At 73.1% G+C, this 14133-nt stretch carries 8 protein-coding genes; 1 reads left to right on the top strand and 7 read right to left on the bottom strand.

Annotated elements, in window-relative coordinates; translation table 11 throughout:
- Positions 1 to 27 precede the first annotated feature (27 nt).
- The 4 genes from AB0D29_RS19385 to AB0D29_RS19400 all read right to left on the bottom strand — a co-directional run bounded on the left by AB0D29_RS19385 (position 28) and on the right by AB0D29_RS19400 (position 7132).
- Positions 28 to 1884: an IucA/IucC family siderophore biosynthesis protein gene (locus AB0D29_RS19385; RefSeq protein WP_362855680.1), complete on the bottom strand. Its 1857-nt coding sequence runs from the start codon at positions 1882 to 1884 to the stop codon at positions 28 to 30.
- 140 nt (positions 1885 to 2024) lie between these two features.
- Positions 2025 to 2723 carry a GNAT family N-acetyltransferase gene (locus AB0D29_RS19390; RefSeq protein WP_362855610.1) on the bottom strand — a complete coding sequence of 233 codons (699 nt, stop codon included), beginning with the start codon at positions 2721 to 2723 and terminating at the stop codon, positions 2025 to 2027.
- A gap of 32 nt (positions 2724 to 2755) precedes the next feature.
- Entirely contained in the window at positions 2756 to 4870 is a 2115-nt protein-coding gene (locus AB0D29_RS19395) for an IucA/IucC family protein (protein WP_362855612.1), read from the bottom strand.
- Between the two features lie 939 nt (positions 4871 to 5809).
- A complete protein-coding gene (locus AB0D29_RS19400; protein WP_362855682.1) occupies positions 5810 to 7132 on the bottom strand; it encodes a diaminobutyrate--2-oxoglutarate transaminase family protein in 1323 nt (440 codons plus the stop codon).
- A gap of 325 nt (positions 7133 to 7457) precedes the next feature.
- On the opposite strand from AB0D29_RS19400, the gene AB0D29_RS19405 reads away from it, so the two are divergent.
- Entirely contained in the window at positions 7458 to 8627 is a 1170-nt protein-coding gene (locus AB0D29_RS19405) for a hypothetical protein (RefSeq protein WP_362855613.1), read from the top strand.
- Between the two features lie 123 nt (positions 8628 to 8750).
- On the opposite strand, the gene hflX is transcribed toward AB0D29_RS19405, so the two are convergent.
- The 3 genes from hflX to AB0D29_RS19420 all read right to left on the bottom strand — a co-directional run bounded on the left by hflX (position 8751) and on the right by AB0D29_RS19420 (position 14058).
- The gene (gene hflX / locus AB0D29_RS19410; protein WP_362855615.1) at positions 8751 to 10256 is read right to left on the bottom strand and encodes a GTPase HflX; all 1506 of its coding nucleotides are present in this window, start codon (positions 10254 to 10256) and stop codon (positions 8751 to 8753) included.
- Positions 10257 to 10395: 139 nt separating this feature from the next.
- Positions 10396 to 11889, bottom strand: a complete 1494-nt coding sequence (locus AB0D29_RS19415) for a M1 family metallopeptidase (protein ID WP_362855616.1) — start codon at positions 11887 to 11889, stop codon at positions 10396 to 10398.
- 87 nt (positions 11890 to 11976) lie between these two features.
- Complete coding sequence (locus AB0D29_RS19420) at positions 11977 to 14058, bottom strand: HD domain-containing protein (protein ID WP_362855617.1); 2082 nt, start codon at positions 14056 to 14058, stop codon at positions 11977 to 11979.
- Between the last annotated feature and the right edge of the window lie 75 nt (positions 14059 to 14133).

Below are 14133 nucleotides of genomic sequence, written 5' to 3' on the forward strand. Positions count from 1 at the left end.
ACCGACAGCGAGTGCACCGACGAGGAATCATGGCCGGTACAAGGGGTTGGGTACGGTGCCGTGCTGCACGGCGTGCGGGCGGTCGGGGCGATCGCGGTAGCCGTCTTCGTAAAGCCGGTTCCGGTTGAGGCAGAGCCGGCCGATGCGCTCGCCGAGCAGATCGAAGAGCTCGTAGCGGTCCTTGAGCTCCGGGAAACGGGCCTGGTGGCGCAGGATCTCCGCCCGCACGAGGGACCAGAACTCCTCCTCCGGGACGTCGAGGCGGTCCTCGCAGAGAGCCGAGAGGTAGCGGAAGACGCCGACGAACAGCCCGGAGTGGATGAACTGGGGCAGGAAGTCGGCGGGCTCGGTGAGCAGGGCCGCCCGGACCTCGTCGGGCAGGGAGGCCAGCTCGGGCAGCGGCTCGTCGGTGATGTTGATGTCGTCCACGAAGTCCTTGACCCCGAGACGGACCGGGACGTCGTGCTCGTCGAAGATCACGATGGCGTTCTCGCCGTGCGGGGAGAAAACGGTGCCGTAGCGGTAGAGGAAGTGCAGCAGCGGGGGCAGGAGGGCGGCGAAGAGGCGTTGCAGCCAGACGGTGGGGGTGAGCCCGGACCGGGCCACGAGCTCGGCGGTGAAGGACCGGCCGCGCAGGTCGGTGTGGAGGAGGGAGGCGAGGGTGCGGGCGCGCTCGCCGGGGGCGAGGAGGCCGGTGAGGGGCTCGCGCCAGATGGCGCCGAGGAGCTCCTTGTATTGGTACGGGACCTCGGGGAGCTCTTCGTAGACCGGGTGGCGGACGGTGACGGAGGCTACTTCGCCGAGCAGGACGACCCGGCACTCGTCGCGCAGGAAGGGGTCGGTGTCGCGGAGGGAGTGGATCCAGGCGGTGACGGCGGGTGCGGCGAGGGCGAGCTCGGAAGGCAGGCCGCGCCAGACCATGGTGTTGAAGACGGACAGCGGGAGTTTGACGCTGTGCCGGTCGGGGCGGCTGAGGTTGAGGAAGGTGCGGATCGACTGCTGGGGCAGGCGCAGGTCGGGATCGGCAGGGAGCGGCACGAGGGTGCCGGAGGCGAGCGCCGGGGCGAAGAGGGGCAGGACGACCTCGTCCCACTGCCAGGGGTGGAGCGGTAGGTAGAGGTAGTGGAGCGGGTCGAGGCCGCGGTCGCGCAGGGTCTGGTCGAAGGCGGCGCGGGTGACGGGGTCGAGCTCGGCGGAGTAGAGGCGGGCGGGGTCCTCCAGTCCGGCGGTGCCGCGGTAGGCGGCGAGCGAGGTGTGGGCGGCGAGCCAGGGCAGGCGCTGGGGGGTGCGGGCCTCGGGGGCCCAGGCGGCGGTGTCGGAGGCGGAGAGTCCGATACGGCCCTTGTTGAGGACGAGCCAGGGGTGGCCGGTCTGGTGCCCTTCGAGGGCGGCGTAGTCGAGGTCGGCGAGGACGTCGGCGGTGAGGGCGGTGTGGTCGATGCGGGCGTCGGCGGCGAGGGTGGCGCTGAGCTCGCGCACGAGGTGGCCGAGGGTGGGGCCGTCGATCCCGAGGAGGGTGCGGGCGCGGATGAGGAAGGCGTACGGGTCCCCGAAGGCGGTCGAGTTTCCGGAGAGGTCCGGGTTCCCGGAGCCCGTCGGTGCCTGGGGGGAGGCCTGCGTCGGGGTGAGGGTGATGCTGTCGGGGGCTACGTGCCAGCTGCCGTACGAGCGGCGGCGGGCCCGGAAGCCGAGGCTGCTGCCGTCGTCGAGGGTCAGGGTCCACGCGTCGCCGGCGGCGGCCGGGGCGGGGACGGGGACGGGGCTGATGATCTCCTCGTAGGCGAACTCGGAGAGCATCTTGGCGAGCATCCGGCGGGCGGCGAAGTCCCAGGTCGGAGGGTTGAGTTCGGGCGGCGTGCAGGGGTGCTGGGGCGACGGCGGCACGGTGGGTTCCGCCGCGTCGGGGGCTGCGTGGAAATTCGGCACGGGACTCCTCGAAGATCGGGAACTTTGCTGCGCGACGCAGAGTTTTCTAAGGGAGAGGTGCGAAGCGGCGACGACGGTCAGGGTTTGCGGGGCGGCACTCAGAGGAGATTGCGCAGCGCCCGCTCCCGGATCATCAGGGCGGCACGCTTCTCGGGAAGGTCGATTTCCGCGGAGCAGCGGAAACCGGAGCTCAGGAAGGCAGATACGGAGGGGGTGTTGCGGATGTCCGGTTCCGCGATCACGCGAGTGCAGCGGGGGCGGTTGCCGAGGACCATGTCGGCGACGGCGCGCAGCAGGGTGGTGCCCAGGCCACGGCCGCGGTTCGTGCCGTCTCCGATGAGCAGGTGGATACCGATGTCGTGGGGGCGCGCCGGGTAGTGGCGGGAAAGCGGGTCGAGGTCGGCCCGGTAGATCTCCCAGTAGCTCATCGGCGTGCCGTCGAGGAGGCCGAGGCAGGGGATGCTGCGGCCGTCGCCGTCGAGCTGGGCCCGTAGGTGGGCCGCGGTGACCGCGGCTGGGCCGGCGAGTTCCCAGTAGGCGGCCACCTCGGGGTCGTTCATCCACCCGGTCAGGAGGTCCAGGTCCCGGCCCGGCCGTACGGGTTCGAGGCGGAAGGCTCCGGCGGGTGTGGCGGCGCTGCCCCAGATGGCCGGTGAGTCGAGCAGGTCGGCTTCGGCGAGCAGGGGCAACAGGTCGGCCCTGAGCCGTGGTTCGACGGTGTGCTCCACCACCTCGATGGCGCCGAGGGCGTCGGTGGCGGATCCGGCGGAGTGGGCGGTTGTGTCGGTGGAGCGCATCGGGGGCTCTTCTCCGCGTCGGCGCCGACGCGTCAATCGTGAAGGGGGTTGGTGATGGTGACGTAGACGGACTGGGTGTCGACGGGGCCGACCAGCTCGTCGAGACCGCCCAGGCGGGTGAGCAGATTCGCCTTGCAGCGCAGGGTGGGCGAGTCGAGCAGCCGTGTGGGGAGCGGGCCGAGGCCCGCGGCCTTGGCGAGGAAGCGGCGGAAGGCGGCGAGGAGCACGCGCTCGTCGGCGAGCCGCTGGGATCCGAAGGCGCCGATGAGCCCGAGCACGTTGTTGATGCCGAGGTAGTAGGCGAAGCGTTCGTCGGTGACGGCGTCGGAGACGAAGGTGTCGCTGGCGCTGCCGATGCCGGGCAGCCGCTGCTCCAGTTCCGCGCGGCGGGATGCGCGGAAGTAGTAGCCCTGGTTGTCGCGGTAGCGGCCGCCGGTCGGCCAACCGGCCGCGTCGAGGAGGACCAGGGTGTTCTGCTGGTGCGCTTCGAGGGCGATGCCGGCGAGCGCGTCGAAGGCGAGGACCGGCAGGACCACGTGGTCGAGATAGCGCAGGAACCACTCGGCGGCGACGGCGGACGTGCTGCGTCCGGTGGCGGCGGCGAGGCGGGAGACGAGTTCGGCGAGGCGTGAGCTCATGGTGGGCCGGCCGGGCCATGGGCGGGGAGCGGTGAGTGCGGCGATGCAGACGGCGTCGTCGCCCGAGCGGAAGGGGTTGTGGCGCAGCAGGGCGTCGAGTCCGGGCACGGGGGTTCCGTCCGGGGCGTCGACGGCGACCCAGGCGGGGTCGCGGACGATGTCGAAGCCGGGGTGGCCCGCCTGCCACTGCTCGGCGAGGCCGGTGCGGAGCAGCCGGTGGACCTCGACGCCTCGGTGCAGTTCCTTGCGGAGGTTCTCGCGGCGGGAGTTGGTGATGCGCAGGCCCAGGGAGAGCTTGAGCATCGCGGGGTCGCCGGGACGGTGGACGGTGCGGACGGAGGAGGTGGGGTACCAGGGTTCGCCGTGCGGGCCCAGGTCGTGCAGGAGTCCTGCGTCGCGCAGGGCGGTGACGGCGGGGCGCTGGAGCAGGTCGCGGGCCTGCCAGGGGTGCAGGGGAAGGGGGGTGGCGCCATCGGGCAGCGGGAGCCCGGGAGCCAGTCGGCCGAGGAGCTGGGGCGCGGAGACGGGGCGGCCGCGCTCGGTCCAGGCGGATTCGGTGGCGAGGACGGAGGGGTCGACCGCGAACCAGTGCAAGGGGAAGGAGCCGTGGAGTTCGGGTGAGTAGCGACGTGCCTCGGCCTCGGAGAGTCCTTCGCGGCTCTTCGGGTCGGGTTGGAGGGGGTGACCGAGGAGGAGCGACTGTTCGGCTGTGAGGAAGCGGTCCCCGCCCACGGGGGCCGGGGCGGTGGGACGTTCGCGTCGGTCGGCAATGAACTCGGTGGTACGGCGCACCGAGTCGGCGACCCGGCCGACGAGGTCGGCGCTGCCGCGGCCGCCGCCGGTGCCCTCACGGGCGATGAGGGAGGCGAAGGTGACGGCGTCCAGGCAGGGTGCGCCGGCGGGGGCGCCTTCGAGCCGGGCCGGGCCGAATCGGTGCCAGCCGGTCTGGGACCAGTAGCGGACGGCGACGAGCGCGGCGGTGCCCGACGCGGGGAGGGGGATGCGGAGTGGGGTTCCGGCGGGGCCGCGGCTGATCCCTGCTTCGCGGACCCAGCACCGGAGCAGGTTCTCCAGCGACGCGGCCTCGGCGGCGACGGCCGGGTCCGGGTGGTTCAGGAGGTCGGGCAGCGCGGCCGGCTCCGACCAGAGGAGGCCCGACCAGCCGGAACGGGCTCTGGGTGTGCCGTCCTTCTGCCGCGGCACGGTGGCCGTCGCCCCGGCGGCCGCCGCGGGGAGCGGCCCTCCCGCGTCCTCTCGCGGGGCGGCCGGGGTCCCCGCCGGGCCCTCGTCCGGGCGCTCCGACTCGGGCCCGCCTGCCTGGTCCGACGGGCCGGGGCGGAGCCCGGCGTCCGGGTGGGCGGAGGCCCCGTCGGGTCTGCCGGCCACGGCTGCCTGTCCGCCTTCGGCACCCAGCGGGGCGGCGGGGGGCACTGCCGCCGGGCCGCCGTCGGCGGAACCGGCCGGTGCCGTGACCGGGCCGGGGGTGGCGACGGCGTCGGGAGACGCCACCGAACCCGCCCACGGCTGCCCCCCGTCAATCGAGCTCACGGCCGGCCCCCGGGTAGCGGCGTCGGGAGACACCGCGGAGGGCGGTCGCGGCTGTCGGCTCTCGGGCGAGCCGGCCGGCGGGCTCGCGCACGGGACCGAGGTGGTGGCGTCGGGAGACGCTGCGGAAGGCGACCACGGGTGTCGGCCCTCGGTCGCGCCGGCCGAAGGACTCATGGCGGGGCCGGGGGCAGCGGCGTCGGGAGACGCCGGTGAAGCCGCCCACGGCTGCCGGCCTTCGACGGGGCCGGCCGGCAGGCTCGCTGCCGGGCTCGGAGCAGCGGGGTCGGGAGAGGGCGCGGAGGGCGGTCGTGGCGGCCGGCTCTCGGGCGAGCCCGCCGGCGGGCTCGCGCACGGGACCGAGGTGGTGGCGTCGGGAGACGCTGTGGAAGGCGACCACCGGTGCCGGCCCTCGGTCGCGCCGGCCGAAGGACTCATGGCGGGGCCGGGGGTAGCGGCGTCGGGAGACGCTGGCGAGGGCGGACACGCCGGGCGGTCCTCGACGAGGCTGGCCGACGGGCTCGTTGCTCGGCCGGGGGTGGTGGGGTCGGGAGACACCTCTGACGGCGGCCACGCCTGTCGGCCCTCGGCAAGGCCTGTCGGCGGGCTCGTTGCCGGCGGCTGCGTGGCGGCGTCGGGAGACGCCGGTGACGCCGCCCACGGCTGTCGGCCTTCGACGGGGCCGGCCGGAAGGCTCACTGCCGGGCTCGGAGCAGCGGGGTCGGGAGAGGGCGCGGAGGGCGGTCGTGGCTGCCGGTTCTCGAGTGGGCTCGGGGGCGGAGCGGGGGTCGGCGGCTCGGCGGGGGCGGTGTCCGACGGTGATGGCCTGTCGGGGGCCGGTGCCTGGAGCGGCTGATGGGTGGACTGGTGCGGGTCTGGCATCGCGGGTCCTCGGGGTGCTGGTCAGTGGGTGCGGCGGGCGGCGGCCGGGATGGCGTCGGCCAGGCGGTCCAGGACCGCTGCGGCCTGCTCGTCGGTCAGGGTGAGCGGGGGGAGCAGGCGGACCACGGCGCCGTGGCGGCCGCCGAGTTCGACGATCAGGCCGCGGTCCAGGCACTCCTGGCGGACGGCCGCGGCGAGGGCCGGTGCGGCGGCTCCGGTCTCGGGATCGACGAGTTCGACGCCGATCATCAGGCCCCGGCCCCGGACGTCCCCCATGCAAGGGTGGTCGGCGGCCAGCCCGCGCAGGGCCGTCAGCATCCGCTCGCCGAGGACGGCGGCGCGCTCGGCGAGGCGGTTCTCGCGTACGAAGGCGAGCGTGGCGGTTCCGGCGGCCATGGCGAGCTGGTTGCCGCGGAAGGTTCCGGCATGGGCCCCGGGGGCCCAGACGTCCAGGCCAGACCGGTACACGATCACCGCGAGCGGCAGGCTGCCGCCGATCGCCTTGGACAGGACCATCACGTCGGGCACCACCCCGGCGTGGTCGACTCCCCAGAAGGCTCCGGTGCGGCCGACGCCCGTCTGCACCTCGTCGGCGATCAGCGGGATGCCCCTCGCGGCGGTGATCTCCCGCATCCGGCGCAGCCAGGCGTCCGGGGCGGGAATGACCCCGCCCTCGCCCTGCACGGGTTCGACGATCAGGCCGGCCGGGGCGGGCACCCCGCCCTTCGGGTCGTCCAGCAGGTGCTCCGTCCAGCGCGCGGCGAGTTCGGCGCCCTCGGCGCCGCCGACACCGAACGGACAGCGGAAGTCCTGCGGGTACGGCAGCCGGGTCACCCGTACGTCCGGGGCGCCTCCCGAGGCGTCCAGTGCCCCTGCGGTCATGCCGTGGTAGGCCCCGGTGAAGGCGAGCAGCCCGGAGCGCCCGGTCGCGGTGCGCACCAGTTTGAGGGCGGCCTCCACGGCGTCCGTACCGGCCGGCCCGCAGAACTGGATGCGCGCGTCGGCGGCCAGCTCCGACGGGAGGTTGGTGAACAGCTCGGTGGTGAAGGCGTCTTTGACCGGGGTCGCGAGGTCGAGGACGTGCAGCGGGGCCCCGGAGTCGAGGACTCCCCGGACGGCTTCGAGTACCACCGGGTGGTTGTGTCCGAGGGCGAGGGTGCCGGCGCCGGAGAGGCAGTCGAGGTAGCGCCTGCCGTCGGCGCCCTCGATGGTCAGCCCGCGGGCGCGCACCGGGACGATGGGCAGGGAGCGCGCGTACGTCCGGGCGGCGGACTCCCGCTGCGCCTGCCTGCGCAGGATTCCGTCTGCGGCGACGGAGCCGCCGCATCCGCCGGGCCCCTGCACCCGGCCGCCCCGTGGCGGCACTTGAGGCTCCTGCGGCGGGATCTGTGTCGCGGCCGCCGCCGCGGCCGGCTCGGTCAAAGCCACGAGTGTCGGTCCTCCCGCACTGAACGCTCTTCCGGATTGCCCCTCGAACACCAACGCTGCTCCCCCATCCCCCGTACGTACCAACGACGGTGACGCCGACGGATCACGGGTGGCCCCAAGATCCTTGGCACGCAAGGGGCGAGCAACAGGAACCACGGCCCCGGCCTGTGTCGTCCTGGGCGGCAGCGGCATAGTGGGGGGCTGCACTCCACGCCTCGAAACCACCAGGGGGACGAACGACATGCGACCGAACCGACCGGTCACCGCGATCCTGTGCGCGGCCGCGCTCGCGCTGACCGCAGCTGCCTGCGGCCCCGGCGACGAGGAGGCCGGCGGCGACGCCAAGCCGACCGTGGCGGCGAGCCTCCCGGGCCCGGACGGGATCAAGATCCCGGACCAGCTCAAGGAGAAGCTCAAGGAACGCGGTATCGACCTGGAGAAGTGGAAGGGGGGTGAGTGGAAGAACTGGAAGAGGGAGGACTGGCTCCGCGAGGCGGGCGACTACATCAACCCGATCATCGAGGGCCTGTGGGACCCGGACCGCATGCGTGACGCCGAGCAGCCGCAGCGCCCGGCCGTCGACCCGGACGCGGGCAAGGACCAGGGCGTCACCGACCCCACTCCCGCCCCGGTGGCGGCCAAGCCGGCGAACGCGCCCTACCACCAGAGCGTTCCGGAGTCCGGGAAGGTCTTCTTCGACGGCCCCGAGGGCTCGATGGTCTGCTCCGCGACCGTGGTCAAGGACCCGGCGCACCCCGGCAAGTCGAACATGGTCTGGACCGCGGGCCACTGCGTGCACGCGGGCAAGTCCGGCGGCTGGTACCGCAACATCGCCTTCGTTCCGTCCTACAACAACGCGGGCAAGCCGTCGGCGCAGCTCAAGGGCGCGCCGCGCGAGCAGGTGGCCCCGTACGGCGTCTGGTGGAGCGACTGGGCGCAGACCTCGGACCAGTGGATCGCGACCGGTGGTCCGACGGGTGGCGCGGGTGCCCCGTTCGACTTCGCGGTGCTGCACGTGACGCCCGAGAAGGGCAGCGGCAAGTCCCTGGAGGAGATCGTCGGTTCGGCGCTCCCGGTGGAGTTCGCCGCGCCGGCCGTGCAGAAGGTCGCGAGCATCACGGCGACCGGTTACCCGGCGGCGGCTCCGTTCGACGGCCAGAAGGCCTTCCAGTGCACGGACAAGCCGGGCCGGCTGTCCCTGAACGCGACCGACCCGGCGATGTACCGCATCGGCTGCACCATGACCGGCGGTGCCTCCGGTGGCGGCTGGGTCGCGGCGGGCGCCGACGGCAAGCCGGCGCTGGTGTCGAACACCTCGATCGGCCCGGCCAAGGCCGGCTGGCTGGCGGGACCCCGGCTGGGTTCGGAGGCGAAGGGCGTCTTCGAGGCCGTCAGCCGCAAGTTCAAGTAGGTCAGCACCGCGAACGACCGAGGGCCCCCCGCACCGTGTGCAGGGGGCCCTCGCCCGTCAAGCCGTCATGCCGTCAGCCGGTCGGCCGTCAAACCCTCCGGCCCATCCGGCCGTCCGGCCTGCTTACTGCTTCGCGAGCGCGTACGGAGCCAGGTCCGCCGCGAGCTCCTGGTGGACCCGCGCCTTGAGCAGGGTGCCGTCCGGGGTGTGCTCCTCGGAGATCACCTCGCCCTCGGCGTGCGCCTTGGCGACCAGCGAGCCGCGCGTGTACGGCACCATGGCCTCCACCTCGACCTCGGGCCGCGGCAGCTCGGAGTCGATGAGCGCGAGGAGTTCCTCGATGCCCATCCCCGTCCGCGCCGATACGGCGATCGAGTGCCGCTCGATCCGCAGCAGCCGCTGCAGGACGAGCGGATCCGCGGCGTCCGCCTTGTTGATCACCACGATCTCGGGCACGTTGACCGCGCCGACCTCGCGGATCACCTCGCGCACCGCCGCGAGCTGCTCCTCCGGCGCCGGGTGCGAGCCGTCGACGATGTGCAGGATCAGGTCGGAGTCACCGACCTCCTCCATCGTGGAGCGGAACGCCTCGACGAGGTGGTGCGGCAGGTGCCGGACGAAGCCGACCGTGTCGGCCAGGGTGTAGATCCGGCCGCTGGGCGTCTCGGCCCGGCGCACGGTCGGGTCGAGGGTGGCGAACAGTGCGTTCTCCACCAGGACGCCCGCGCCCGTGAGGCGGTTGAGCAGCGAGGACTTGCCCGCGTTGGTGTAGCCGGCGATGGCGACCGAGGGCACCTTGTTGCGGCGCCGTTCCTGCCGCTTGATGTCGCGGCCGGTCTTCATCTCCGCGATCTCCCGGCGCATCTTCGCCATCTTCTCGCGGATCCGTCGCCGGTCCGTCTCGATCTTGGTCTCACCGGGGCCTCGGGTGGCCATGCCGCCACCGCCGCCGCCACCCATCTGCCGGGACAGCGAGGCACCCCAGCCGCGCAGTCGCGGCAGCATGTACTGCATCTGCGCGAGGGCGACCTGTGCCTTGCCCTCTCGGGACTTGGCGTGCTGGGCGAAGATGTCGAGGATGAGGGCGGTCCGGTCGACCACCTTCACCTTGACGACGTCTTCGAGGGCGATGAGCTGGCCGGGGCTGAGCTCGCCGTCGCAGACGACGGTGTCGGCGCCGCTCTCCATGACGATGTCACGCAGCTCGCGCGCCTTGCCCGAACCGATGAAGGTGGCCGGGTCCGGCTTGTCGCGGCGCTGGATCACACCGTCGAGTACGAGAGCACCCGCGGTCTCGGCGAGCGCGGCGAGCTCCGCGAGGGAGTTCTCCGCGTCGTTCACCGTGCCGGAGGTCCAGACACCGACGAGAACGACGCGCTCCAGGCGCAGCTGCCGGTACTCGACCTCGGTGACGTCTTCGAGCTCGGTGGAGAGGCCGACCACGCGGCGCAGGGCCGCACGCTCGGAGCGTTCGAACTGCTCGCCGTCCCGGTCTCCGTCGATCTCGTGGCTCCAGGCGACGTCCTCTTCCATCAGGGCATCGGCCCGAAGGCTCTCGGTGAAGCTCTGCGGGTCCCGCACGTCCTGTGCGTCCCGCGCGTCCTGGGAAGGGGAAGAAGAGGAGGTCATTGGATCCTTACGTCGATTCGAATAGCGCTGACACGTTAACGGGCACGCTAACTGTCACGTCCAACGTGTCACACCGCCGGGGGATTCCCCGAACGGCCTCGTCGATGGTGACATGCCCGTTCCTCACGGGTCACACGCTTTATTCGCCGGACGGGCCGCGCGTGCCGGACTTGCCGGGCGTGCCGGACTTGCCGGACGCGGCCGGGGTGCTCCACTCCGGGTGCCCGGGCATCGCCGGGGTGGTCTTGCCGTACAGCCAGGGCTCCAGGAAGGCCCCGAGGTCCCGGCCGGCCTCCTCCGAGGCCATGCGCACGAAGTCCGCCGTGCCCGCGACCCCGTCCCGGTACTGCGAGACCCAGCGGCGCTCCAGCCGGTCGAAGGCCTCGGTGCCGATCTCTTGGCGCAGCGCGTAGAGGATCAGCGCGGCCCCGTCGTAGACCACCGGCCGGAAGAGGCCGATCTTCTCGCCGGGCGGGGCGGGCTTCGGGGCGGCCGGCGGGCCGCCCGCCGCACGCCACTGGTCGGAGCGCTGGTACGCCTCGCGCATGCGCCGCTCCAGGGAGTACTTGCCGAGCCCGTCCGCGTACAGGGCCTCGTACCAGGTGGCGTGTCCCTCGTTCAGCCACAGGTCGGACCAGGTCAGCGGGGTGACGCTGTCGCCGAACCACTGGTGGGCGAGCTCGTGGACCATCACGGACTCGACGTACCACTCGGGGTAGCCCTCGCCGGCGAAGAGGCTGTTCTCGAAGAGCGAGAGGGTCTGCGTCTCCAGCTCGAAGCCGGTCGTCGCCCGCGCGATCAGGACCCCGTAGTTCTCGAAGGGGTAGCGGCCGACGCGCTCCTCCATCCACGCGATGTGCCCCGCGGTCTTCTTCAGCCAGGGGGCGAGCCGCTCCCGGTCCACCTCGGGCACCACATCGCGCAGCGGCAGCCCGTGCGGGCCGGTGCCGTGCACGACGGCGGACTTGCCGACCGACACCTGGGCCAGTTCGGTGGCCATGGGGTGCTTGGTGCGGTACGTCCACGTCGTCGTCGGGCCGAAGCGCAGGGTGGGGATCGCCGGCACCCCGTTGGCGACGGCCGTGAGCCCGGCCGGGGCGGTGATCCGGAAGGTGAAGAACGCCTTGTCGGCGGGGTGGTCGTTGCAGGGGAAGACGCGGTGGGCGGCGTCCGCCTGGTTGGCCATGGCCAGGCCGTCCTCGGTGGGCACCCAGCCGCCGTCCCCGCGTCCGCGCGGGTCGCTGGTGTGCCGGACGGTGATGTGCAGCGGTCCCTTGTCCACCACCGCCCGCGCGGGGGTCAGTACGAGGTCCTCCCCCACGGTCTCGAACCGGGCCGGCTCCCCGTTGACCTCGGCGGACGCCACCTTGCCGTGGGTGAAGTCCAGGTTGATCCGCTCCAGCGGCTCCAGCGCACGGGCTTCGATGACGGTGACCGCGTCGAGCGGGCTCCGGTTGTCCTTGTACGCGAAGGACAGGTCGTACGAGAGCACGTCGTACCCGGGGTTCCCGAGCTCGGGGAACAGCGGGTCGCCGATGCCCAGCGCCTTCGGCGGGGGCAGTACGGCGGCGACGAGGGTCAGGGAGGCCGCGGCGAGCAGGGCGGCGCGCAGGCGGGGGGAGGAGAGCTGCATCCACCACCGCTTACCAGTGACCGCCACACGGCCGCGTACGGCGCGCGACGGAACCACCCGAACGGGACCTTCCGGGGCCGCCCCGGCCTACGCCCGGCTGACGTCGTACACGCCCGGCACGTCCCGCATGGCACGCATCAGTGCGGGCAGCCCGGTCGCGTCCGGCAGCTGGAGGGTGTAGGTGTGCCGGACCCGCTGCTCGACCGGGGGTTCCACGGTCGCGGAGACCACCTCGACCCCCTCGCGGGCGATGGCCTCGGTGAGGTCGGCCAGCAGGTGGGGGCGCCCGAACGATTCAGCGAGCAGGGTGACCCGGCAATCGGCCGTGGCCCGCCAGTGCACGGCGACGGAGGTGCGCCCCACGGCGCGCATCTGCGCCACGGCCGCGCAGTGGATGCGGTGCACGGTGACGGCCCCGCCGCGGACCAGGAAGCCGGCGACGGCGTCGGGCGGCACCGGGGTGCAGCACCCGGCGAGCCGCACGGTGGCGTCCGGCAGGTCGGCGACGGCGTTGCCCCCGCCGCCCCGGGCTCCGACCACGGACAGCGGCGCCCGGGCGGCCGAGGTGGTGGACATCGCCCGGTCGGGATGGGACTCGAGCCAGCTGCTGATGGCGATCCGGGCGGCCGGGGTGCGCGCGTGGTCCAGCCATTCGGCGGCCGGGCCGGAGGAGGCGTCCTGCGCGAGCAGCAGCTGCACGGTGTCCCCGTCGGACAGCGGGGAGGACAGGGAGGCGAGGCGCCCGTTGACGCGGGCGCCGATACAGCCGTGGGCCGCCTCGCCGTGCTGGGCGTAGGCGGCGTCGATGCAGCTGGCCCCGGCCGGCAGGCCCAGCGTTCCCCCGTCGGCCCGGAACACGGTGATCTCCCGGTCCTGGGCGAGCTCCGCGCGCAGCACGCTCCAGAAGGTGTCGGGGTCGGGTGCGGACTGCTGCCAGTCGAGCAGGCGGGACAGCCAGCCGGGCCGCGTGGGGTCCACGCGCTCCTCGTCGGGGTCGGCGGCGGCGTCTGGCGTCGCGGTGGCGTACGGGTTGCCGAGCGCCACCACGCCTGCCTCGGCGACGCGGTGCATCTGCCGGGTCCGCACGATGACCTCGGCCACGTAGCCCTCGGGCGTGGCGACGGCGGTGTGCAGCGACTGGTAGAGGTTGAATTTCGGGGTGGCGATGAAGTCCTTGAACTCCGAGACGACCGGGGTGAAGCAGGTGTGCAGCTCGCCGAGGACCGCGTAGCAGTCGGCGTTCTCGCCGACGAGGACGAGGATGCGGCCGAAGTCGGAGCCGCGCAGCTCGCCGCGCGTCCGGGCGATCCGGTGCACGGAGACGAAGTGCCGTGGCCTGACCTGTACTTCGGCGGCGATGCCGGCGTCGCGCAGGACGGCCCGTACGGAGTCGGCGATGCCGGGGAGCGGGTCGCGTTCCCCGGCGTGGGCCGCGATGAGCGCGCGGGTGCTCTCGTACTCCTCGGGGTGCAGGATCGCGAAGACGAGGTCTTCCAGCTCGGTCTTCAGGGCCTGGACGCCGAGCCGTTCGGCGAGCGGGATGAGGACGTCGCGGGTGACCTTGGCGATGCGGGCCTGTTTCTCGGGGCGCATCACGCCCAGGGTGCGCATGTTGTGCAGCCGGTCGGCGAGTTTGATGGACATGACGCGGACGTCGTTGCCGGTGGCGACGAGCATCTTGCGGAAGGTCTCGGGTTCGGCGGCGGCGCCGTAGTCGATCTTCTCCACCTTGGTGACGCCGTCGACGATGAAGCAGACCTCGTCGCCGAATTCGGCGCGGACCTGATCGAGGGTCACCTCGGTGTCCTCGACGGTGTCGTGGAGCAGAGAGGCCGTCAGGGTGGTGGTCTCGGCGCCGAGTTCGGCGAGGATCAGGGTGACGGCGAGCGGATGTGTGATGTACGGCTCACCACTTTTTCGCATCTGGCCCCGGTGAGAGGTCTCCGCGAGGAGGTAAGCCCTTCGCAGAAGGGACAGATCGGCGTCCGGATGGTGGGCGCGGTGGGCCTCGGCGACGTGGCCGATGGCGTCCGGGAGCCGGTCCCGGGACGTCGGCCCGAGCAGGGCCGCGCGCCCGAGCCGGCGCAGATCGAGCCTGGTCCGGCCCCGTCTGCGGAGCTCAGGGCGCGCTTCGGGGTGTGCTTCGGGGTTCGTGGCCTCTGCACTCATGGGCACCTCCGGCGGCTTCGACCGGCGGTGGCGGGCATGGGGTGAGCCCTCAGGGCCGGTGCCTGATGTTACCGA

Origin of the sequence: Streptomyces sp. NPDC048424, from assembly GCF_040651555.1 — a bacterium.
Taxonomy (GTDB): Bacteria; Actinomycetota; Actinomycetes; order Streptomycetales; family Streptomycetaceae; genus Streptomyces.